The following is a 22583-nucleotide window of genomic DNA, read 5'->3' as shown; positions in this document are numbered from 1 at the left end:
GGAGAGTCCCGCGCGATGAAGACGCTGTTCGCCAGACATCTGGCCAAGAGTTACAAGAATCGCCGCGTGGTCCAGGACATCAGCCTGTCGATCGGCCAGGGCAGCATCGTCGGCCTGCTCGGCCCCAACGGGGCAGGCAAGACGACCTCGTTCTACATGATCGTCGGTCTGGTACGCGCCGACGCCGGCGAGGTGAGTATCGACGACCAGGATCTCAGCCGCGCGGCGATGCACCATCGCGCCCGCGCGGGCATCGGCTACCTGCCTCAGGAAGCCTCGATCTTTCGCAAGCTATCGGTCGCCGACAACATCATGGCGATCCTCGAGACGCGGCGCGACCTGGACAAGCCGGGGCGCAAGCGCCAGCTCGAACAGCTGCTCGAGGAATTCCATATCACCCACATTCGCGACAACATGGGCATGAGCCTGTCCGGCGGCGAGCGCCGACGGGTGGAGATCGCCCGCTCGCTGGCCACCGAGCCGGCGTTCATCCTGCTCGACGAGCCCTTCGCGGGGGTCGATCCGATCTCGGTCGGCGAAATCAAGTCGATCATTCGCCAACTGCGCGACCGGGGCATCGGCGTGCTGATCACCGACCATAACGTGCGCGAGACGCTGGACATCTGCGACAACGCCTACATCGTCGGCGACGGCCAGATCATCGCCGAGGGTAGCGCGGAAGCGATACTCGCCAGCAAGAAGGTCCGCGAGGTCTACCTAGGTAACGAGTTCCGCCTCTGAGCGCTCGCTGCCGCCTCACCGAGAGTCGGCTGTCAAGCCCTGAAATTCCACGCAAGATATCGCCAAGCGGGATTAGCCTTAATCGTGGCATGGTTATTGCTTTTATACTTGCAAGGCCATACCGGGCAGGATAACGTGTGATCAAACCCTGTCAGTGAAGTCACGTTGTCATGGCTATGAAACCCACGTTGCAGCTTCGGGTCGGCACCCAACTGACCATGACGCCCCAGTTGCAGCAGGCCATCCAGTTGCTGCAGCTGTCGACGCTGGACCTACGCCAGGAGATCCAGCAGGCGCTGGAATCCAACCCCATGCTGGAGATGGAAGACGACTATGGGGAAACTGCCGTCGGCGAGACGGTAGAAGACGACTGGGCCAGCGACATCCCCGAGGAACTCACGCTGGACAGCGAATGGTCGGATACCTACCAGGACCTGGCCCCCAGCGCCGGGCGCAGTGAAGACGGCCCCGACTTCGAGCGCAATAGCGCCGATCAGAGCCTGCAGGATCATCTCCAGTGGCAGCTCGAAATGGCCGGGCTCGATAGCCGCGACCATGCGATCGCCGAATGCCTCATCGATTCGATCACCATCGACGGCTACCTCGAAGGTCAGCTCGACGAGCTGACGGAAGGCCTGCACAATCAAGGGCTCGCCGGACTCAAGGTCGCCGATGTCGAGCAGGTCCTGTATCGCCTCCAGCAGTTCGACCCCACCGGCGTATTCGCCCGCGACCTACGCGAGTGCCTGCTGCTACAGTTGGCTACGCTGGCCGACGATACGCCGCTGCTGCCTCAGGCAAAGCGCCTGGTGCGTCAGTTTCTCGAAGCGCTGGCCGGCGACGATCGCAAGCTGCTCAAGCGCCGGCTGCGCCTCGACGACGCTCAGCTCGATGCGGTGATCGCGCTGATCCGCGCCCTCGACCCGCGTCCCGGCCAGGTCTTCGACGCCAGCGGCAACGATTACGTGATCCCCGACCTGGTTGCCCGCCACACTCGCGAGGGCTGGCGTATCGAGCTCAACCCCGAGGCGCTACCGCGGCTGCGCATCCAACCCGACTATGCCGCCTTGATAAAGCGGGCCGACAAGAGCGACGACAATACCTTCATGAAGCAGCATCTTCAGGAAGCGCGCTGGCTGATCAAGAGCCTGTCGAGTCGCAACGACACCCTGCTCAAGGTCGGTCGCGAGATCATGGTCCGCCAGCTCGACTTCCTCGAACGTGGCGAAGAAGCCATGAAACCGCTGGTACTCGCCGATATCGCCCAGACCGTGGAGATGCACGAGTCGACCATCTCGCGAGTCACCACGCAGAAGTTCATCCATACGCCGCGTGGCGTCTTCGAGCTCAAGTACTTCTTTTCGAGCCATGTCGGCGGCGGCGAAGGCGATGCGCATTCCAGTACCGCGATACGCGCGCGCCTGAAGAAGCTGATCGGCGACGAGCCGCCGCGCAAGCCGCTCTCCGACAGCAAACTGGTCGATCTGCTCGCCGCCGACGGCATCGCGGTGGCGCGACGCACCGTCGCCAAGTACCGCGAAGCGCTGGGTATTCCCTCCTCCAGCGAACGCAAGCGCCTCGCCTGAAGTCTCTTCCGGCACACGGAACGTGCCACGCCCCGCCACCTCGGAACGTCGATTTTTACGCCCTCAGCTCGCGAAAAGCGACGCGTGTGGCCGCCATCCCACAAGGGGTTTGCTAAGCTGCAAAAAGGGTTACAATCGAGCCACCACTCGTCGAAAAGGAACGTGCCATGCAAGCCAACATCACCGGCCATCACGTCGAACTGACGGATGCATTGCGTGACTATGTCAACGAGAAGTTGATGCGGCTGGAACGCCACTACGACAACATCACCACCGTGCAGGTAACGCTCTCGGTCGAGAAGGAACGCCAGCAGGCGGCCTGCACGCTTCACGCAGCGGGTGCTGACTTGCATGCCGAAGCCGAAAACGGCGACATGTATGCCGCCATTGATGCCCTGGCCGACAAGCTCGACCGCCAACTCGTCAAACACAAGGAAAAGGCTCAGGCTCGCGCGCAAGGCGCCGGTGCCCGCTAACTCCCTATCATGACATTGGAAGCCATACTGCCCCCCGAACGCACCCTGTTTGCCGTGCCCGGGGGGAGCAAGAAGCGCGTGCTTGAGTTCTTCAGCACCTTCATCGCCCAGAACACCCCTAGCCTAGACAGCCAGGAGGTGTTCAGCCGGCTGATCGGACGCGAACGCCTGGGAAGTACCGGCATCGGCAATGGCGTGGCCATCCCCCATGCCCGCAACCCCCATTGCAAGGCACCGGTAGCAGGCTTCCTCAAGCTTCAGGAACCGATCGATTTCGATGCGGTCGATGGCGAACCGGTGGATCTGGTGTTCGTGTTGCTGGTGCCCGAAGAGGCCGACGACACCCACCTGGCACTGCTCGCCCAGGTCGCAGGCATCATGAACGACGCCGAGACCCGCAGTCGGCTGCGCCACAGTGCCAGCCAGCGCGAACTCTACGACGCACTCATCCAGGCCATCCACGCCCTCGATGACGGCACCGGCGCCTCGCCCCGGCAAGCCAAGTAGCTTCATAGGCCTCGATGCATCGCGGGCCTGGCTTATGCCACGTCACATGACCGACTCGTGACTCACCGTGAAAAGGGAGCCGCCCCATGCAACTCGTGATCATCAGTGGCCGCTCCGGATCCGGCAAGTCGATCGCCCTGCAGGCGCTCGAGGACTTGGGCTTCTACGCCATCGACAACCTGCCGGCGATGCTCCTCGATGCGCTGATCGATGAACTCCAGCAGGCCGACAGCAAGCGCGCCAGCGTCGCGGTCAGCATCGATGCACGCAACCTGCCCATGGCCCTCGAACGTTTCCCCACGCAGCTCGAGGCCGTTCGCAAGCGTGGCATCGATTGTCAGGTGGTCTACCTGACAGCCGAGGACAAGATCCTGCTCGAGCGCTACTCGGCAACCCGCCGCCGCCATCCGCTGACCCGCAATAGCCAGATGACCCTGGCCGAGGCGATCGAGTCCGAGGAGAACGCGCTGTCGGGCATCCGAGATCTGGCCGACCTGGTCATGGACACCTCGCAGCTCTCGGTCCACGACCTGCGCGGGCGCATCGCCGAGCAGGTCGCCCACCATACCAGCGAACAGCTCACGCTGACCTTCGAGTCATTCGGCTTCAAGCGCGGGGTGCCGCTCGACGCCGATACCGTCTTCGACGCCCGCTGCCTGCCCAATCCCTACTGGGACCCGCGGCTGCGTCCGTTCAACGGCCGGGATGCCGAGATCGTGACTTTCCTCGAGGATTATCCGGATGTCGGCGCCATGGCCGACGACATCCGCGACTGGCTCGAGCGCTGGTTGCCCGCCTACCGCGCCAGCAATCGCAGCTATCTGACGGTGGCGATCGGCTGTACCGGCGGCCAGCATCGCTCGGTCTATCTGACCGAACGCTTGGCGCGGCATTTCACCGGCCGTTACCGCGTGCGAATTCGCCATCGGGAACTGGGTATCCACGCCGCCGTGGGGGCCGCCGATGCCACAGCGTGAGCTGACGCTGATCAACAAGCGCGGCCTGCATGCCCGCGCCGCGACCAAGCTGGTTCAGTGCTGCCAGGGTTACGAGGCCAGGGTCACCGTCCATCACCTGGACCGCAGCGGCGATGCCGCCAACATCATGTCACTGCTGATGCTCGCCGCGCCCTGCGGCAGCCGGCTGACCGTCGAAGCCGAGGGCCCCCAGGCCATACAAGCACTCGATGCGCTCGAGGCGTTGTTCGCGGCACGCTTCGAAGAGGATGCCTAGGCGTCCGTCGGCGGGCGCCTCCCCTCATGCCGCGCAACGGATCGCTGCCCTTCGGGTCCGGCCACGATGATAGAATGACGCCCACCGCGATGCGGGGCGATCAAGGACGCCGACAGCCATGAGCCAGAACCCACAGCGACTGCAGCCCCGCCTCGATCGGCTCAACGAAGCCTTGGAAAATGGCGCCCTGGACCAGGTTCGGCGCATGCTCAACCGCGGCCTGGCGCCGGTCGACGTCGCTCATCTGCTCGAATCGACCCCGCCGCGCGAACGCGAGGTCCTCTGGGAACTGGTCGATTCCGAGCTGCAGGGCGACGTCCTGCAGTATCTCAACGACGATATCCAGACGGTCTTCCTCAACCGCATGGATACCCAGCAGCTGGTCTCGGCGACCGAGAGACTCGACGTCGACGACCTGGCCGACCTGCTGCAGCGCCTGCCCAATACCGTCACCCTGGAAGTGCTGGCCTCGATGGAGGCTCAGGAGCGCCAGCGTCTGGAGACCGTCCTCGCCTACCCCGAGGATACCGCCGGTGGTCTGATGAACACCGACGCGGTGACGATCCGCCCGGACATCACGCTGGATGTAGTACTGCGCTACCTGCGCCGCCACGAGCGCTTGCCGGACACCACCGACACGCTGCTGGTGGTCACCCGCGGCGACAAGCTGATCGGCAGCCTGCCGATCAACCGCCTGCTGGTTTCCGACCCGTCGATGCTGGTCCGCGAAGTGATGGATACCGACATGGTCAGCATTGCGGCGATGACCGGCGAGAGCGACGTCGCCAAGCTGTTCGAGAAGTTCGACCTGGTTTCGGCGCCGGTGGTGGGGACCGATGGCCACCTGCTGGGGCGGATCACCATCGACGATGTGGTCGACGTGATTCGCGAGAACGCCGAGCACCAGGTGATGAGCATGGCGGGTCTCGACGACGAGGAGGACACCTTCGCCCCGGCCTGGCGGACCAGTCGGCGGCGGGCGGTCTGGCTGGGCGTCAACCTGATTACCGCGTTCATGGCGGCTGCGGTGATCGGGCTGTTCGAGGGCACCATTCAACGCGTCACCGCCCTCGCGGTATTGATGCCGATCGTCGCCAGCATGGGCGGCATCGCCGGCTCACAGACGCTGACGGTACTGATCCGCGGCATCGCCCTCGGCCATGTCTCGGGCAGCAACGTGCGCTGGCTGCTCAGCCGCGAGCTGATCGTCAGTGTGCTCAACGGCCTGCTCTGGGCATTGGTGATCGCAGCCATCGCCGTGGTCTGGTTCGACGACCTGACGCTGGGCGCCATCATCGCGGCGGCGATCGTCATCAACCTGCTGGTCGCCGCGCTCTGCGGCACCCTGCTGCCCGTCGCGCTCAAGAAGCTCAACATCGACCCGGCGCTGTCCGGCAACGTGATCCTGACCACCGTCACCGACGTGATCGGCTTCATGGCCTTCCTCGGCCTGGCGACGGTGTTTTATCTTTGAGCTACGAGCTACGAGCTACGAGCTACGAGCTACGAGCGTCAGCATCGCTGTTCGTCGCTCACTCACCTAGGCACTGTCTGAAAAGTCGACGAGCGAAGGTCAGACAAGGCAAAAATCAGCGAAAAAGCGGAGTTTACGGGGTGTAAATGAGCATTTTAAGCTGATTTTTAACGCAGTATGGCCGAGCGCAGACAGTTTTCAGACAATGCCTAGCCGCCAGCCACCATCATGTCGTCGATCAGCCAACTGCCAGTATGCACGCTGCCGCGGGTATCGATGTCGTCGCCCACCCCAAGCAGGTTACCGAACATGCTGCGCAGGTTGCCGGCGATGGTGAACTCCTCGACCGGATACTGCAGCTGGCCGTTCTCGACCCAGAAGCCGGCCGCCCCGCGCGAATAGTCACCGGTCACGCTGTTGACCCCCTGGCCCATCAACTCGGTCACCACCACCCCGTTACCCATCCGCGCCAGCAGCGCTTCGGGTGTGTTCAGCGGGGCATCCAGCCGAACGTTACGCGCGCCGCCGGCATTGCCGGTCGTCGTCATGCCGAGTCGCCGCGCACTGTAGGCGGAGAGCATATAGCTGGAGATCCGCCCCTGCTCGACATAGACGTTGTCGCGGGTATAGACCCCATCGTTGTCGAAGGGTGAACTCGCCATTGCACCGATCTCGCGCGGCTTCTCCTGAAGTGACAGCCACTCGGGAAACAGCGACTCGCCGAGGCTGTCGCAGAGAAACGATGCGTCACGGTAGAGCGCGCCACCGGCGATGGCACTCAAGAAGTGCCCGATCAGTCCGCCGGCCAGTTCCGGGGCGAACATCACCGGCATGCGCCCGGTCGCGGGACGCTTGGCGCCGAGGCGCCGCAGCGTGCGCTCGGCGGCACGCCGGCCAATCGCTTCGGGCGACGCCAACTTGGCCGGATCGCGCTCGCTGGAATAATCGTAGTCGCGCTGCATGCCCTGCTCATCCTGGGCGATCAGCATGCATGACAGCGAATGCCGACTGCCACGCTGGCTGCCCATGAAGCCGTGACTGTTGGCGTAGACCCGCACGCCTTCGCCGCTCGACAGCTCGGCGCCTTCGGAATTGCTGATACCCGACACGCCGCGCCCGGCCTGTTCGCAGGCCAGCGCCATCTCGATCGCCTGATCGGTCGTCAAGCGCCACGGATGGTGCACCTTCAGATCCGGCAGGTCGGTGGCCATCAGCGCCTTGTCGGCCAGGCCGGACGCCGGGTCCTCGCCGGTCTGCCGGGCGATCGTCAGGGCCTTTTCGACCAGCGCGCGGATAGACGCCTCGCTGGCGTCCGACGACGAGGCGCTGCCCTTGCGGCTACCCACGTAGACGGTGAGCGCGATGCCCTGGTCACGCGCCAGTTCCACCGTCTCGACCTCGCCCAGGCGCACGCTGACATTGATCCCCTGGTCGACGCTGGCGCCCACCTCGCAGGCGTCGGCGCCCGCCTCGCGGGCCTGCTCGAGCGCGGCGGCCGCACGCGATTCCAGCAGCGCTTGCTGTGCGGTCGCATCGAAAGCCTGTGTCATGTTGGTCTCCTTGTCCGAAGGCTGGCTGGTATACTGCGCCAACCTCCCAAATGCTTATGGAAATGGCATGTCATTCGAGTCCCCCGCCGATCTTCCCGAACGGCCGAGCAAGTCCCAACTCAAACGCGAAATGCTGGCGCTGCAGGCGCTGGGCGAAAAGATCATCGCACTGCCCGCCCCGCAACGTGCCCGACTACCGCTGTCCGAGGACATGCTCGCGGCGGTCGAGGAAACCTCACGTATCCGTTCCCACGAGGGGCGACGCCGGCACATGCAATATGTCGGCAAGGTCATGCGCCGCGAGGACATCGACGCCATCCAGGCCGTCTTCGCCGAATTCGAGCAGGAAAAACTGCGCCGCGATCATGCCTTTCACCGTCTCGAGCAGTGGCGCGATCGGCTGGTCGAAGGCGAAGCCGAGACGCTCGAGGCCTTCATCGCCGAATACCCCCACGTCGACCGTCAGGCGCTTCGCCAGTTGATTCGCAATGCACAGAGCGAACGCCAGCGTGGCAAACCGCCGACCAACGCCCGCAAGCTGTTTCAACTGATCCGCGATACCGCTAGCATTTAATAGTGCTATGCCCGCGGGACGTAGCCGAGCGATGCTCAGGCAAGGCGAACGGCGGCGAGGCAGCGGAGTTTACAAGTTTGTAAATGAGCATGCCGAGCCGATGTTCAACACCGCATGAGCGAGCGCAGGCACGTTCATTCACGATTGCGTGCCGCCGACGGTCAGCTCGTCTAGTTTCAGCGTCGGCTGGCCGACGCCCACCGGCACGCCCTGGCCCTCCTTGCCGCAGACGCCGATACCGCTGTCCAACTGCATGTCGTTGCCGATCATTGACACACGACCCATCGCCTCGGGGCCATTGCCGATCAGCGTCGCGCCCTTGACCGGCGCGGTGATGCGACCATCCTCGATCAGGTAGGCCTCGCTGGCCGCGAACACGAATTTCCCGGAAGTGATGTCGACCTGCCCACCGCTGAAGCTGACCGCGTAGATGCCGCGCTTGACGCTCTTGACGATGTCGTCGGGATCGTCCTGGCCGGCCAGCATGTAGGTATTGGACATCCGCGGCATCGGCATGTGCGCGTAGGATTCGCGACGCGCGTTGCCGGTCGGACTCATGCCCATGAGCCGCGCATTGAGCTTGTCCTGCATGTAGCCGGTGAGGATGCCGTCCTCGATCAGTGGCGTATAGGCGCCTGGCGTACCCTCGTCGTCGATCGACATCGAACCGCGACGATCGGCGAGCGTGGCGTCGTCGACCACGGTCACTCCCTTCGCGGCGACCTGCTGGCCGATACGTCCGGCGAACGCCGAGCTGCCCTTGCGATTGAAATCACCCTCCAGGCCATGGCCCACCGCCTCGTGGAGCAGGATACCCGGCCAGCCGGCGCCCAGCACCACCGGCAACTGCCCGGCCGGCGCATCGACCGCCTCGAGGTTGACCAGCGCCTGGCGCACGGCTTCCTTGGCATAGCGCTCGGCGACGTTCTCGTCACGCAGCCGCGACATCGCGTAGCGTCCGCCACCGCCGGCACTGCCGCGCTCGCGGCGACCGTTGCGCATGGCGATGACGCTGACGTTGAAACGCACCAGCGGGCGAATGTCCGCAGCAAGCGTGCCATCGCTGGCCCGCACCAGCACCACTTCATGGACGCCGCTCAACGAGGCGCTGACCTGGGTGATGCTGGGGTCGGCGGCGCGGGCGATGCGATCGGCCTGCTTGAGCATGGCGATCTTGTCTTCCGCGGAAAGCCCCGATAGCGGATCGATGCCGGCATAGCGCTGGGTCGTCGAGGCGATCTGCACAGGTACCCGCGCGAGCCGCGAGCCGCTACGCGCGATTCCCGAAGCGGTGCGCCCGGCCTCGGCCAGCGCATCGGCGGTAATCTGATTGGAGTAGGCGAAACCGGTCTTTTCCCCGGCCAGAGCGCGTACGCCGACGCCACCGTCGATATTGAAGCTGGCGTCCTTGACCTCGCCGTCCTCGAGGACCCAGTTCTCCTGCCAGCTGCGTTGAAAGTACAGGTCGGCATAATCGATGCCCGGTCCCAGGGCGTGTTCCAGGCCCGGTTCGAGCGCCGCGGCATCCAGGCCGCCGGGGGCGAGTAAGGTGGTTATGGCCTCGTCGAGAGGCGAATGGGAGAGTTGCGTCATTCGGCATCTTCCACGGTGATTCGCGGTGAGGTCCAGGGCCCCTGCACGCGATAGTAAATTCTCGTGACCTTGTCGAGCCAGCCACCGAAGACCTTGTCCGCCAGGAACAGCGCGCCGCCCACATAGGGCGCGCCGGCAATCACGGCGGCCAGCGGCAAGTTCTGGCTGACCGGCACGGTGACACCGAGTGTCAGATCCAGTTGCCGCGCTAGCAGATTCACGCTGCCATTGAGGGTGAAATGGGTGGAAGTCCCGTCGATTTCAACCGGCCCGCGGGTTTCCAGACGTCCACCATACAGTGTGGCATCGCCGCTGACACTGTCGAATGCGGTGCCCTCGCCGGTGACGTCGGAGAAATCCAGACGCAGCCGACGCAGCAGATTATCGACGTTGAGCAGCCCGACCAGCCGCGCCGAGGGTGATTCGAGGGTGCGGAAGCGGCCATCGCTCAGGTCCGCTTCGATACTGCCCCGCGAACGCGCCAGGGCGAACTGCCAGGGCGCTCCCGGCCAGGCCAGTTGCGTCTGGACATCGGTGCGCGTCGAGCTGATGGCCACCGGCTGGTCGAGCGCCGCCAATGCCGTGCCCAGATCGCCACCGCTGATCGACAGCCGTGAGCGGGTCAGGCTCGCCTGCTCGCCCGATGCTTCCCAGACCAGTTCGCCCTGCGCGGTTATTTCACCCAACTTCAGCGAGACCGGATCGAGCCGCAGGCGATCGGGGGATTCGCGCCAGTGCGCCTCGAAGGGGCCGAACCGGTGACCGCTGCGCGCCAGCGTGGCGATACTCAGCCGGCCTGCCGGCACTCGGGTCAGCCAGTCGGGCAGCGGCGCGGGCTCGGGCGGCGCGGTGATGATTTCGCTTTGCAGACTCGGTGACGATGCTTCGCCCTGCTCGCCGGCGCCGGCCAGCAGCGGGTCGAGGTTCAAGCGCGCCAAAGTGATGTCCAACGGCACGGCCTGCAACGGCCGGTACTCGGCGCGCCCCTGCATCAGTGAACCCGCCAGGGCCAGCGACCAGCCGTCTCCGCCCAACGGGCTGGCCGATGCCTGCAGATCGCCGAGACAGCGCTGCTGATAATGCAGGCAGTTCGTTCGCAGGCTCAGACGCCGCAGCCGAGTCAGCGCCGAACTGCCATCGGTCGCGCCTGCAGTCGCGTCTGGCGCCGGGGGCAGCGATACCTCGGCCAGCGCTTGCTGCCAGCGTGCCAGCAACAGCCGCGGCGTGTTCCAGGCGATCTCCCAACCGCTGCCGCTCGGCCACTCGGGGTCGACCGGCCAGTTTTCCAGCCAGGCCTGCCCCTGGCCATTGTCGGGACCCAGCGAGCGCCAACGCAGACGCAAGCGGTCGGCCAGGTCGAGATGGACCACGCGATCGGGAATCGAGGCCGTCACGTGCAACGGAACCCGCGCATCCAGTGTCTTGCCGAATGGCGTCGGCAGGTGGATGGCCAACCCCTGGAGATCGCTATCGAGGGTCAGGCTCGGCTTGTCGGCCTCGAGGTCGAGCTCCGCCGTATAGGGGAAATAGCCGCTGAGCAGGCCATCGAGGCCGCTGACGCCGCCCCAATCCAGTAGCCCGCGGGCCAATGCACGCCCCTCCAGTGTCACGCCCCGCCCACCGACATCGAAGTCGGCGAGCAGCGGTCCTTCGAAGACCCGTGCACCGAGCTGACCGGTCAGGGTATCCGTATCGCTCTCGCCGAGGTGCTTCCCGGCGAGATGTCGATAGTGCAGCGCGCCATTGACGTTACTCAATTCTAGATCGGCCTGGGGTAGTCGTACCGATGGTGCATCGACGCTGGCCTGCAGGTCGACATCGACGGGCGCCTCTTCCACCGTGTCGGGGGTATCCATGGCGACGCCGAGACGCAACTGGCCGTCGACCCGTCCGTCGCCCCGCCAGTCGCCGAAACCGTCCATGCCATCGATCGGCGCGGCGGCCAGGAAATCGAACAGCGCCTGGACGGGGCCACCGACCGGCCCCTCGACCGTCAGGCGATCGTCGGCCAGTGCCACCTTGGCGCCCTCACTGACCAGGCCCAGCGTCTCGGCATGGGTCACCGTCGCTTCGAGCGCTTGGTTATGCAGCGACAGATGGCCGCTGAGCGCGTCGAGCGCCGGCCACTCGGGGTCGTAGGGCAGATGCCCCCGCTCGACGTCGAGGGCCAGGCGCAGCTCGGCGCTCTTGCCGAGTTCGTCGACGTCATCCTCCGTCGAAGCGGCCTCCTCGCCATCGAGGGTCTGACTGAAATGCAGCGAGCCGCGCGGTACATAGCCGGTAATGCCCGAGGTCAGCCAGTCACGCAGTTCGCTATCGAATACCTCGAGCGGCAACCACTCGCCCAGCGGCGTTTGCGTCGCATCGACATCGCGCATATCGAGGTTCAGCGCGAACTGCCCGGGCCGTTGCCGCGATTGCTCGTCGGGCACCGTCAGTTGAAAGTCGCCCTCGACCGAGGCGCCGCGCCAACCGACCGACAAGTCCTTGCCCTCGACTCGCGGTTGATCGCCGACCAACGACCAGTCGACGCGGCCGCTGGCACGGTCGAGCGACAATGGCTCGGGAAACAGCTCGGGAAAGCGCAGCTCGACACCCTGACGGCCGGCGAACTCGACGTGTCCGGTACGGCCCTCGGCCTCGACCCAGGCATCGAAGGGGCCACCGCCGGGCGCGTCCTGCCAGGGCTGGGCGGTCGTCTCCTGCAAGGCGGCACGCACCTGCCACTGGCCCTGCTTCTGGCCCACCTGCAGGCCCTCGACGCGACCGCCGGGCTTAAGCGCATCGAGCATCGACTGCCAGCGCTCGGGTAGCGGCAGCCGCTGACGCCAGGCCATCAGCTCGTCCACCGAAAACGCCGAACTGCGCAGCCACCATTCATCGCCCTCGCCGGCCAGTTGCAGATGCTCGGGCAGCGGCGAGGCGCCTCCCCGGACGTCATTCACCGACAAGGCATTGACCCAGGCATTCCATGCATCGCCGTCACCACGCAACCACTGCCCGCGTGCCTGGATATCACGCAGTTCGAGGACCTCCTCGCTGCCGGCGACGGCCAGCTCGGGTACCGACAGGGCCAGTCGCGCGTCCTCGATGCGCCCACCGCGCCACCGCGCCCATAGCTTTGCCTCGCCGCTCAATTGTTCGAGCCTCAAGGAATGGCGGTGAGTGAGCAGCCGGCCCAGCCGCGTCAGGCTGCCCAGGTCCATGCGCGCCTGGAGCGCAGCGCTGAAATCGCTCAATCCCCGGGTACCGGGCAGGACCTCGAGCACGACGGAAAGCGATTGCTGTGCTTGGCCTGCGACGAACAGCTGGCCCTCGAGATGGGCACGCCCCGAGCCACCGGCGATCAGCAACTGGGGCGCCCTTAGCGTCAGGGTCTCGTCGAGGCCGTGCAGCACCAGCCGCAGGTCGCTGACCAAGACCCGCTGGCGCAGTAACAGCTCCACCCAGTAATCGAGTCGCGACAAGTCCATGCCGCCCTCGGGCATCACGTAGGATGGCAGCTCGGCCGGCCCCGGCCATTGCCAGCGGCCTTCGCTGTCCTGGTAGAGATGCAGCGTGACTTGGCTGATGCGCGCATCGCCGAGCACCGGCTGCAAGGCGAGCAGCGAGGCGCTGGTGTCCAGTCGCATGTCGGCATGCTCGATCTCGAGCAGCGGAAAGGGATCGCTGCCCGCCTGCGACATCAGTCGCAGATCGTCGATACGCAGCGCGGGGTCGAACCATTGCAGGCGTCCTTCGAACGCGTCCATCGCCAGGGTCGCGTTGAACTGACTCGACAACTCGGCGCCGATTCGCTCGCGTACGCCGTCGAGCTGCTCGACCGCCAGGCGCAGGCCGCCGAGCAGCAACGCCAGCAGGACCAGCGCCAGGGCCGCCAGCGTCAGGGCCCATCGCAGGGTTAGACGGATCGGACTCATGGGCTCACATCAGCACGATGTCGTACTGTTCCTGGGAATAGTGGCTTTCGACCTGGAAGCGGATCGTCTTGCCGATGAATATCTCCAGGTCGGCGACCGCCGCCGACTCTTCGTCGAGCAGGCGATCGACCACTTCCTGGGAGGCGAGCACCATATAGGTGTCGGGACTGTAGGCCCGCTCCTCGCGCAGGATCTCGCGGAAAATCTCGTAACACACCGTTTCCGGCGTCTTCAGCGTGCCCCGCCCCTGGCAGGTCGGACACGGCTCGCACAACGTCTGCTCCAGGCTTTCGCGGGTCCGCTTGCGGGTCAGTTGCACCAGCCCCAGTTCGGTGACGCCGGTCAGCTTGTTCTTGGCATGATCACGCTCCAGCGACTTCTCCAACACGCGCAGGACCTGACGCTGGTGCTCGGTGTCCTCCATGTCGATGAAGTCGATGATGATGATTCCCCCGAGGTTGCGCAGGCGCAGTTGGCGGGCGATGGCGGTCGCCGCCTCGAGGTTGGTCTTGAAGATCGTCTCCTCGAGGTTGCGGTGCCCGACATAGCCGCCGGTATTGACGTCGATGGTGGTCATTGCCTCGGTCGGATCGATCACCAGGTAACCGCCCGACTTGAGCTGAACCTTTCTGCCCAGCGCCTTGTGGATCTCGTCCTCGACGCTGAACAGGTCGAAGATCGGCCGCTCGCCCGGATAGTACTCGACGCGCTCGACCACGTTGGGCATGAACTCCTCGGCGAACTCGATCAGTCGCTGGTAGTTCTCGCGCGAATCGATGCGCACCTTCTCGATGTCGTCGCGCATCACGTCGCGCAGCGTGCGTATGAATAGCGGCAGGTCGTCGTAGATGCGGCTCGGCGTGGCCGCGGTCAGCTTGCGCTCGTCGACCTTGCGCCATAGCCGCAGCAGGAACTGCATGTCGGTGATCAGTTCCTCCGCCCCCACGCCCTCGGCCGCGGTGCGTATGATGAACCCGCCGGGCACTTCGCGGTCATGATCGGCCAGGCACGCTTCGACCAGCGCCCTGAGCCGCTCGCGCTCCGCGTCATCCTCGATGCGCTGGGAAACGCCGGTATGCGGCGAATCGGGCATGTAGACCAGATAGCGCGAGGGTACCGACAGGTGTGTGGTCAGGCGTGCACCCTTGGAACCGATCGGATCCTTGGTCGCCTGCACCACCAACGACTGTCCCTGCTGCAGCAACTGGCTGATCGATACCTGCTCGTCGCTCGGGGTGTTGGGCGGCAGTACCTCGTTGGCGTGAATGAAGGCGGCGCGCTCGAGGCCGATGTCGATGAAGGCCGCCTGCATTCCGGGCAGCACGCGCACGACCTTGCCCTTGTAGATGTTGCCGACGATACCGCGACGCCGGCTGCGCTCGATGAAGGCCTCCTGCAGTACGCCGTTCTCGACCACGGCGACGCGGGTTTCCATCGGGGTCAGGTTGATGAGTACCTCACCGCTCATGCGGGAATCCTTGTGCTGAGGTCTTGGCTCGATTATGACACAGCGCCGACGCCGTCAGGCCACAGCGCGAGGCCCTGGCGCTGCAGCAACTGCGCGGTTTCGTACAACGGCAGGCCGACCACCGCCGAGTGACTGCCCTCGATGCGCTCGACTAATATCGCGGCACGCCCCTGGATGGCATAGCCTCCGGCCTTGTCGGCGGGCTCGCCGGTTACCCAGTAGGCGGCGATCTCAGCCGCGGCGATCGGGCGCATCGCCACCCGCGTGGTCACGCAGGCTTGCAATAGACCCTGGGGGCCGGTCACCGCCACCGCGGTCATCACCTCATGCCAGCGCCCCGACAGGGCGGTGAGCATCTCGCAGGCATGCTCGCGATCGCGCGGTTTACCGAGGATGGCGCCGTCCAGTACCACCGCGGTGTCCGAGCCGAGCGTCGGCAAGGTACTGCCGGCCGCCCCCGCCAGCGCCTTGTCGCAGGCCAGCCGCAGCACGTAACCGTCCGCGCTTTCACCGGCATGGGGCGTCTCGTCGATATCGACCGGCGCCACCTCGGTCGCAATACCGATACTCGCCAGCAGTTCACGGCGACGCGGCGAAGCCGACGCCAGGCGTAACACAGGGGGGGAAAGCGTCATCGTCGTCTCCTTGACGGGTCGCCGATCGCCGCACGGGACGGACTAGCTCACACCCAAGCGCCGCCGCAGCACTTGCAGCAAGGTATAGAACCAGGGCCACAGAACCGCGCCGATCAACGCCGGCAGCAGAAAGGCGAGGTTGATCGCAAAGGGCCCGAAGATAGTCCGCAGCCACTGCTCGAGCAGCTGCGCGATGCCCAGCAGCACGAACACCAGCACCGCCTGCTGAACCAGGGCGTAGGCGCGCATGCGCTGATAAACGAGCAGAGCCAGGAAGGCGACCATCGCCATCACCAGCGCATTCTGGCCGAGCGGCGCGCCTTCGATCAGATCGAGCAGCAGGCCGAGGATGAAGCCGTGGAATACGCCGACCCGCTGCGGCGCGACCACGCACCAATAGATCAGGATCAGGCCCAGCCAATCGGGGCGCCAGATCAGCCAGGCATCGGGTAGCGGCATCACCTGCAGGCACAAGGCCAGCAGCAGGCTGATCCAGGTAGTGACCAGGCCGCGCAGGGAAACGATCATGGCTGCTGCTCCGCGGCGTCTTCGCCGGGCTGTGGCTGGCCGCTGGCGGTCTCGAGGGCGGCATCGACCGCTTCGTCGCTGATCAGCGTCGCCCGCGGCGGCGGAAACAGAATCAGGAAGTGCCGCGAGCGTTCGGGCTGGGCGATCGGTTCGGCACTGACCTGGGCGAACGGCTCGCCCGGGTCGTGGATCACCTCACTGACGCGGGCCACCGGGAAGCCTTCGGGAAAGCGCCCGCCCAGGCCGGAAGTCACCAGCAGGTCGCCGACCCGGATATCGGCCGTATCGGCCACGTGCAGCACATCCAGGGTGTCGTAACTACCGGTTCCCTGGACGATGAAACGCAGTCCGTTGCGATTGCTCTGCACCGGCACCGCATGGCTGGCATCGGCGACCATCAGGATCCGACTGGTGTAGGCGGATACCGAGATCACCTGACCGATCAGCCCCGAGGCGTCCATCACCGGCAAGCCGACACGCACCCCGCTGCTGCGGCCACGGTCGATGACCATCTGATGGGTAAAGGGATCGGAATCCAGCGACAGCAATTCGGCACCGAGGTACGGCACCTGGCGACGTTGCGCGGCATGCAGCAGTTCCCGCAGGCGCACGTTCTCGGCGGTCAGGCTGGCCATGCGCTGGACGCGATGAGATAGCGTCAGCAACTGCTCGCGCAGGCGGCGGTTCTCGTCGATCAGCTCGCTCTGGTCGGTGATCACCAGCGCCCCCCAGGAGAGCGCGTCGCTGGGCAGGCTGACCAGCCACTGTACAGGGGTGACCAGAGTCGACAATTCCGCGCGCAGTTCCGCGAATCGCGGCAGGCGGTGCTCGGCAAACATCAACGCGAAGGCGATGAAGGCGCACAGCAGCATGCGATAGCCGGGGGCGGGCCCCTGCGAAAACAGCGGTTTGATAGATCGACTCCCTGCGAGCTGACCACGAAAGCGGGCCGCATTCGAAAAGGCGGCCCATCCGCAACAATCAACGGCGGCGCAAGGCGCCGCCATTCGTCAATCGCTGGAAAGCAGTTCGAAGGTATGCTGGTCGATCATCTCGAGGGCCTTGCCGCCGCCGCGCGCCACACAGGTCAGCGGATCCTCGGCGACGATCACCGGCAGTCCGGTTTCCTCGGCGATCAACTTGTCCATATCGCGCAGCAGCGCGCCACCGCCGGTCAGCACCAGGCCGCGCTCGGCGATGTCGGAGGCCAGCTCGGGCGGCGACTGTTCCAGGGCGCTCTTGACCGCGGCGACGATCGACGCCAGCGGATCCTGAAGTGCATCGAGGATCTCGTGGGAGTTGAGCGTGAAGCTGCGCGGAATGCCTTCGGCCAGGTTGCGGCCGCGCACGTCGATCTCGCGCAGCTCGCCGCCCGGATAGGCGCAGCCGATCTCTTCCTTGATGCGTTCCGCCGTGGCCTCGCCGATCAGGCTGCCGTAGTGGCGACGCACGTAGGCGGTGATCGCCTCGTCGAAACGGTCGCCGCCGACGCGGATCGACTCGGAGTAGACCACGCCGTTGAGCGAGATGATGGCGATTTCGGAGGTGCCGCCACCGACGTCGACGACCATCGAGCCCTGGGCTTCCTCGACCGGCAGGCCGGCACCGATGGCAGCCGCCATCGGCTCCTCGATCAGGAACACCTCGCGGGCACCCGCCCCTTCGGCGGACTCCTTGATGGCACGCCGCTCGACCTGGGTCGACATGCACGGTACGCAGACCAGCACACGCGGGCTCGGGGTCAGGAAAGTGCTCTGGTGAACCTTGCGGATGAAATGCTGGAGCATCTGCTCGGTGACGGTGAAGTCGGCGATCACGCCGTCCTTCATCGGACGAATCGCGGTGATGTTGCCCGGTGTGCGGCCGAGCATGCGCTTGGCATCGACCCCCACGGCCGCAACAGAGCGCATGTTGCCCGACTGGCGGATCGCGACCACCGAGGGCTCGTCCAGGACGATTCCGCGACCGCGTACATAAATCAGTGTGTTGGCGGTACCCAGATCGATCGATAGATCGCTGGAGAACAGCCCCCTCAAACGTTTAAACATGGAAGTCTTTCACCTAGTCCAGACCGGAACCCTGTGCGGAGGCAAACGGTATCATCGCGGGGGCAGGCCGGCAAGCGAGATGCCTGCCAAGCCGAGTTATGCTACCGTATCAGGCTATTTTCCTAACCGTCGATTGCGGCGCATCGCACCGCTCGACCCGCCTTGCCCGAAGCCTGATTGAGGACAGCAGACGTTATGGCGCTTGAACCCCAAGACGTGCGGCGAGCCGCCTTTCTCGCTCGCCTAGGCCTGAACGACGACGAAGCCGCGGGCTATGTGGACGACCTGAGCCGGATCCTGGAAATGGTCGACCGCCTGCAGGCCGTCGACACCACCGGCGTGGCACCGCTGGCCCACCCGCTCGACGCCACCCAGCGCCTGCGCGCCGACGAAGTGACCGAGAGCGACCAGCGTGAGCGCTTCCAGCGCTGTGCACCGGCCGTGGAAAACGGCCTGTACCTGGTCCCCAGGGTCGTCGAATAAGCCGACGACGACTGCGCAAGAAAGAAAAAGCCTTTCAGGGAGCCCCTCTGCTCATGCATGACAAGACCTTGACCGAGCTGGCCACGGCGCTGGCCGCCGGTGAGTTCTCCAGCCGCGAGCTGACCGAGTCGCTGCTCGCGCGCATCGAGCGCCTCGACGGCGAGCTCAACAGTTTCATTACCGTCACCGGCGAACAGGCGCTGCAGGCGGCGGACGCTGCCGACGCCGCTCGCGCACGTGGCGAGGCCGGTCCGCTGACCGGCCTGCCGCTGGCCTTGAAGGACATCTTCTGCACCCGCGGCGTGCGTACCAGTTGCGGCTCGCGGATGCTCGACAACTTCGAATCGCCCTATGACGCCACGGTGGTCGAGAAGCTCGCCGCCGCCGGCAGCGTCAGCCTCGGCAAGACCAACATGGACGAGTTCGCGATGGGCTCGTCCAACGAAAACAGCTACTACGGCCCGGTCAAGAACCCGTGGGACCTGTCCGCGGTGCCCGGCGGCAGCTCCGGTGGCAGCGCCGCGGCGGTCGCCGCCGGGCTGGTTCCGGCCGCGCTGGGCACCGATACCGGCGGCTCTATCCGCCAGCCGGCGGCGTTCTGCGGCATCACCGGCCTGAAGCCCACCTATGGCCGCGTGTCGCGCTACGGCATGGTCGCCTACGCCTCGAGTCTCGACCAGGGCGGCCCGCTGGCCCGCACCGCCGAGGACTGCGCGCTGTTGCTCGGCACCATCGCCGGTCACGACCTGCGCGATTCGACCAGCGTGGCGCGCGGCGTGCCCGACTACACCGCCGAACTCGACGAATCGCTGTCGGGACTCAAGATCGGCCTGCCCAGCGAGTACTTCGGCGACGGCCTCGACCCGGCGGTCGAAACGGCGATCCGCGAGGCGATCAGGGTCTATGAATCGCTCGGCGCCACGGTGCGCGAGGTCAGCCTGCCGCATACCTCGCTGGCGATCCCCGCCTACTACGTGATCGCCCCCGCCGAGGCTTCGTCGAACCTGTCGCGCTACGACGGCGTACGCTTCGGTCATCGTTGCGACAACCCCAGCGACCTGATCGATCTCTACCAGCGCTCGCGGGCCGAAGGCTTCGGCGACGAGGTCAAGCGGCGCATCCTGATCGGCACCCATACCCTCTCGGAAGGCTTCTTCGACGCCTACTACAAGAAGGCCCAGCAGGTTCGCCGGCTGATTCGCCAGGACTTTCTCGACGCCTTCGAGGATGTCGATGTGCTGATGGGGCCGGCCTCGCCGACGCCGGCCTTCGACCTGGGCGCCAAGAAGGACCCGGTATCGATGTACCTGCAGGACATTTACACGATCGCCGTCAACCTGGCCGGCATCCCGGGCATCAGCGTGCCGGCCGGCTTCGTCGGCCAGCGCCCCACGGAAGGCCGTCCCACGGAAGGCCGTCCCACGGAAGGCCGTCCCACGGAAGGCCGTCCCGTCGGCCTACAGATACTCGGTCCGCATTTCGCCGAGCAACGCCTGCTCAACGTCGCTCATCGCTTCCAGCAGGCGACCGATTGGCACCGCCGTCAGCCCGCTTTCGGTCAGGAGAACGCATGATGCAGTGGGAAACCGTGATCGGCCTGGAAGTCCACGTCCAGCTCGCCACTCAGTCGAAGATCTTCTCCGGCGCCTCGACCGCCTTCGGCGCCGCGCCCAATACCCAGGCCTGCGCCGTCGACCTGGGCCTGCCGGGGGTATTGCCGGTGCTCAACGAAGGCGCCGTGGCGATGGCGGTCAAGTTCGGGCTCGGCATCGACGCCGAGATCCCCGAGACCTCGATCTTCGATCGCAAGAACTACTTCTACCCCGACCTGCCCAAAGGCTACCAGACCAGCCAGATGTATCAGCCGATCGTCGGCCGGGGCGAGGTCGAGATCACCCTCGATGACGGCAGCACCAAGCGCATCCGCGTGCATCATGCCCACCTCGAGGAGGATGCCGGCAAGTCGTTGCACGAAAACTATCAGGGCATGACCGGCATCGATTTGAACCGTGCCGGCACACCGTTGCTCGAGATCGTTTCCGAGCCCGACATGCGCTCGGCCAAGGAAGCGGCGGCCTACCTCAAGGCGATCCACGCCATCGTCACCTATCTGGGGATCTCCGACGGCAACATGGCCGAGGGCTCGATGCGCTGCGACGTCAACGTCTCGGTGCGCCCCAAGGGCGAGGTGACCCTGGGCACCCGGGCCGAGATCAAGAACGTCAACTCGTTCCGCTTCGTCGAGAAGGCGATCGCCTTCGAGATCGAGCGCCAGATCGAGCTGATCGAGGACGGCGGCACGGTGGTGCAGGAGACTCGCCTGTACGACCCCGAGGCCGACGAGACGCGCAGCATGCGCACCAAGGAGCAGGCCAACGACTATCGCTACTTCCCCTGCCCCGACCTGCTGCCGGTGATGCTCGACCAGGCTTATGTCGATCACCTGCGCGCCAGCCTGCCGGAGCTGCCCAGCGAGAAGCGCGCCCGTTTCCAGGACGAACTGGGCCTGTCGGCCTACGACGCCAGCGTGCTCTCGTCGAGCCGCGCCATGGCCGAGTACTTCGAAGTCGTCAAGGATGTCAGCGAGGACGCCAAGCTGGCCGCCAACTGGGTCCAGGGGGAGCTCGCCGGGCGCCTCAACAAGGAAAGCCTGGAGATCGCCGACAGTCCCGTCTCGGCCTCCCAGCTCGGCGGTCTGGTGGCCCGCGTCAAGGACGAGACCATCAACGGCAAGGCGGCCAAGCAAGTGTTCGCCGCACTGTGGGAGGGTGAAGGCGAAAGCGCCGACGCGATCATCGACGCCCAGGGTCTCAAGCAAGTCACCGACAGCGGCGCCATCGAGGCGATGATCGACCAGGTGGTCGCCGACAGTCCGGTGCAGGTCGCCCAGTACCGCGACGCCGAACCCGACAAGCGCGGCAAGATGATCGGCTACTTCGTCGGCCAGGTGATGAAGGCGTCGCGCGGCACCGCCAATCCGCAGCAGGTCAACGCCCTGCTCAAGGAAAAACTCGACAACGCATGACCGACCATCGCGCCGGCGGGCGAGCCTGCCGGCGCGGTTACACAAGGAACCAAGGGATGTCAGACGATGTCGGCCCACGCCTGCGCTCGCTGCGCACCCTGCGTGGCATTTCCCAGCGTGAGCTGGCCAAGCGCTGCGGCGTCACCCACTCGAGCCTGTCGCTGATCGAACAGGGCAAGGTCAGCCCTTCGGTCAGCTCGCTGAAGAAGATCCTCGACGCCATCCCGATCAGTGTCGGCGATTTCTTCACCCTCGACCTAGAGAGTCGCGACCAGGTCTTCTATTCGGCCGACGAGCTCACCGACATCGGCAGCGGCGAGGTGATCTACAAGCTGGTCGGCGCCAACCACCAGACCCGCGCGCTGTCGTTCATGATCGAAACCTACCCGGCGGGCGCCGACACCGGCCGCGAGATGATCACCCATCGCGGCGAGGAAGCCGGCGTGGTGCTCGAAGGCGAGATCGAGATCACCATCGGCATCGACTCCCGTGTCCTGGGTCCCGGCGAGGCCTATTACTTCAACACCCAGTTGCCCCACCGCTTTCGCAACCCCGGCAAGACGCCCTGCCGGCTGGTCAGCTGCTGCACGCCGGCGCGCACGTTCTAAGCCTTCGCATCTCGCATTTGTCAATTCCTAGGCGATTGCCTGGCGTCATGTCGCCAACGCCATCCACACCGTCTTGAGCTCGGAATACTCCGCCAGGCTGTGGTGCGACTTGTCGCGCCCGTTGCCCGACTGCT

At 65.5% G+C, this 22583-nt stretch carries 20 protein-coding genes; 12 read left to right on the top strand and 8 right to left on the bottom strand.

From position 1 onward, the window contains the following. Positions 1–15: 15 nt before the first annotated feature. The 7 genes from lptB (at position 16) to mgtE (ending at position 6017) form a co-directional block, all read left to right on the top strand. Positions 16–741 (top strand): LPS export ABC transporter ATP-binding protein, encoded by a 726-nt coding sequence (gene lptB / locus R6258_RS17050; RefSeq protein WP_318452902.1) that lies wholly within the window; start codon positions 16–18, stop codon positions 739–741. 170 nt (positions 742–911) lie between these two features. Then, positions 912–2327: an RNA polymerase factor sigma-54 gene (locus tag R6258_RS17045; RefSeq protein ID WP_318452901.1), complete on the top strand. Its 1416-nt coding sequence runs from the start codon at positions 912–914 to the stop codon at positions 2325–2327. 167 nt (positions 2328–2494) lie between these two features. Next, entirely contained in the window at positions 2495–2803 is a 309-nt protein-coding gene (hpf, locus tag R6258_RS17040; RefSeq protein WP_136067013.1) for a ribosome hibernation-promoting factor, HPF/YfiA family, read from the top strand. A gap of 9 nt (positions 2804–2812) precedes the next feature. Continuing rightward, the gene (gene ptsN / locus R6258_RS17035; RefSeq protein WP_318452900.1) at positions 2813–3310 is read left to right on the top strand and encodes a PTS IIA-like nitrogen regulatory protein PtsN; all 498 of its coding nucleotides are present in this window, start codon (positions 2813–2815) and stop codon (positions 3308–3310) included. 86 nt (positions 3311–3396) lie between these two features. Continuing rightward, on the top strand, positions 3397–4287 hold the full coding sequence (gene rapZ / locus R6258_RS17030) for an RNase adapter RapZ (protein ID WP_318452899.1): 891 nt from the start codon (positions 3397–3399) through the stop codon (positions 4285–4287). Further along, positions 4274–4543, top strand: a complete 270-nt coding sequence (locus tag R6258_RS17025; RefSeq protein ID WP_318452898.1) for an HPr family phosphocarrier protein — start codon at positions 4274–4276, stop codon at positions 4541–4543. Before rapZ ends, R6258_RS17025 begins: the two co-directional genes overlap by 14 nt. Positions 4544–4661: 118 nt before the next feature. Beyond that, complete coding sequence (gene mgtE / locus R6258_RS17020) at positions 4662–6017, top strand: magnesium transporter (RefSeq protein ID WP_318452897.1); 1356 nt, start codon at positions 4662–4664, stop codon at positions 6015–6017. Between the two features lie 209 nt (positions 6018–6226). On the opposite strand, the gene pmbA is transcribed toward mgtE, so the two are convergent. Then, positions 6227–7567 (bottom strand): metalloprotease PmbA, encoded by a 1341-nt coding sequence (gene pmbA / locus R6258_RS17015; RefSeq protein ID WP_318452896.1) that lies wholly within the window; start codon positions 7565–7567, stop codon positions 6227–6229. A gap of 67 nt (positions 7568–7634) precedes the next feature. On the opposite strand from pmbA, the gene yjgA reads away from it, so the two are divergent. Continuing rightward, positions 7635–8141, top strand: a complete 507-nt coding sequence (gene yjgA, locus R6258_RS17010; RefSeq protein ID WP_318452895.1) for a ribosome biogenesis factor YjgA — start codon at positions 7635–7637, stop codon at positions 8139–8141. 138 nt (positions 8142–8279) lie between these two features. Here the strand turns inward: yjgA and tldD are convergent, their stop codons facing one another. From tldD to R6258_RS16975, 7 genes are all read right to left on the bottom strand, one after another. Further along, the gene (tldD, locus tag R6258_RS17005; RefSeq protein ID WP_318452894.1) at positions 8280–9734 is read right to left on the bottom strand and encodes a metalloprotease TldD; all 1455 of its coding nucleotides are present in this window, start codon (positions 9732–9734) and stop codon (positions 8280–8282) included. Further along, complete coding sequence (locus R6258_RS17000) at positions 9731–13654, bottom strand: YhdP family protein (protein ID WP_318452893.1); 3924 nt, start codon at positions 13652–13654, stop codon at positions 9731–9733. The genes tldD and R6258_RS17000 overlap by 4 nt, the downstream gene beginning before the upstream one ends. Positions 13655–13658: 4 nt before the next feature. After that, positions 13659–15122 (bottom strand): ribonuclease G, encoded by a 1464-nt coding sequence (gene rng / locus R6258_RS16995; protein ID WP_318452892.1) that lies wholly within the window; start codon positions 15120–15122, stop codon positions 13659–13661. Positions 15123–15154: 32 nt separating this feature from the next. Further along, positions 15155–15757 (bottom strand): Maf family protein, encoded by a 603-nt coding sequence (locus R6258_RS16990; RefSeq protein ID WP_318452891.1) that lies wholly within the window; start codon positions 15755–15757, stop codon positions 15155–15157. Positions 15758–15799: 42 nt separating this feature from the next. After that, positions 15800–16285 carry a rod shape-determining protein MreD gene (gene mreD, locus R6258_RS16985; protein ID WP_318452890.1) on the bottom strand — a complete coding sequence of 162 codons (486 nt, stop codon included), beginning with the start codon at positions 16283–16285 and terminating at the stop codon, positions 15800–15802. Further along, a complete protein-coding gene (gene mreC, locus R6258_RS16980; RefSeq protein ID WP_412176391.1) occupies positions 16282–17157 on the bottom strand; it encodes a rod shape-determining protein MreC in 876 nt (291 codons plus the stop codon). Before mreC ends, mreD begins: the two co-directional genes overlap by 4 nt. A 138-nt stretch (positions 17158–17295) precedes the next feature. Further along, positions 17296–18333: a rod shape-determining protein gene (locus R6258_RS16975; protein WP_031383110.1), complete on the bottom strand. Its 1038-nt coding sequence runs from the start codon at positions 18331–18333 to the stop codon at positions 17296–17298. 195 nt (positions 18334–18528) lie between these two features. Here R6258_RS16975 and gatC point away from each other — a divergent pair, with 195 nt between their 5' ends. Genes gatC through R6258_RS16955 form a run of 4 tightly spaced genes read left to right on the top strand, consistent with a single transcriptional unit; the run spans position 18529 to position 22449 of the window. Beyond that, a complete protein-coding gene (gatC, locus tag R6258_RS16970) occupies positions 18529–18816 on the top strand; it encodes an Asp-tRNA(Asn)/Glu-tRNA(Gln) amidotransferase subunit GatC (protein WP_318452889.1) in 288 nt (95 codons plus the stop codon). A 53-nt stretch (positions 18817–18869) separates the two neighbouring features. Beyond that, on the top strand, positions 18870–20390 hold the full coding sequence (gene gatA, locus R6258_RS16965) for an Asp-tRNA(Asn)/Glu-tRNA(Gln) amidotransferase subunit GatA (RefSeq protein ID WP_318452888.1): 1521 nt from the start codon (positions 18870–18872) through the stop codon (positions 20388–20390). Beyond that, positions 20390–21841, top strand: coding sequence for an Asp-tRNA(Asn)/Glu-tRNA(Gln) amidotransferase subunit GatB (gatB, locus tag R6258_RS16960; RefSeq protein WP_318452949.1), 1452 nt, complete (start codon positions 20390–20392; stop codon positions 21839–21841). Before gatA ends, gatB begins: the two co-directional genes overlap by 1 nt. A 56-nt stretch (positions 21842–21897) precedes the next feature. Beyond that, positions 21898–22449, top strand: coding sequence for a cupin domain-containing protein (locus R6258_RS16955; protein WP_318452887.1), 552 nt, complete (start codon positions 21898–21900; stop codon positions 22447–22449). Positions 22450–22583: the final 134 nt, after the last annotated feature.

Source organism: Halomonas sp. HP20-15 (genome assembly GCF_033446685.1).
Taxonomy (GTDB): domain Bacteria; phylum Pseudomonadota; class Gammaproteobacteria; order Pseudomonadales; family Halomonadaceae; genus Modicisalibacter.
Note: the sequence above shows the minus strand (reverse complement) of the source record. Positions and strands in the feature narration are given on the sequence as shown.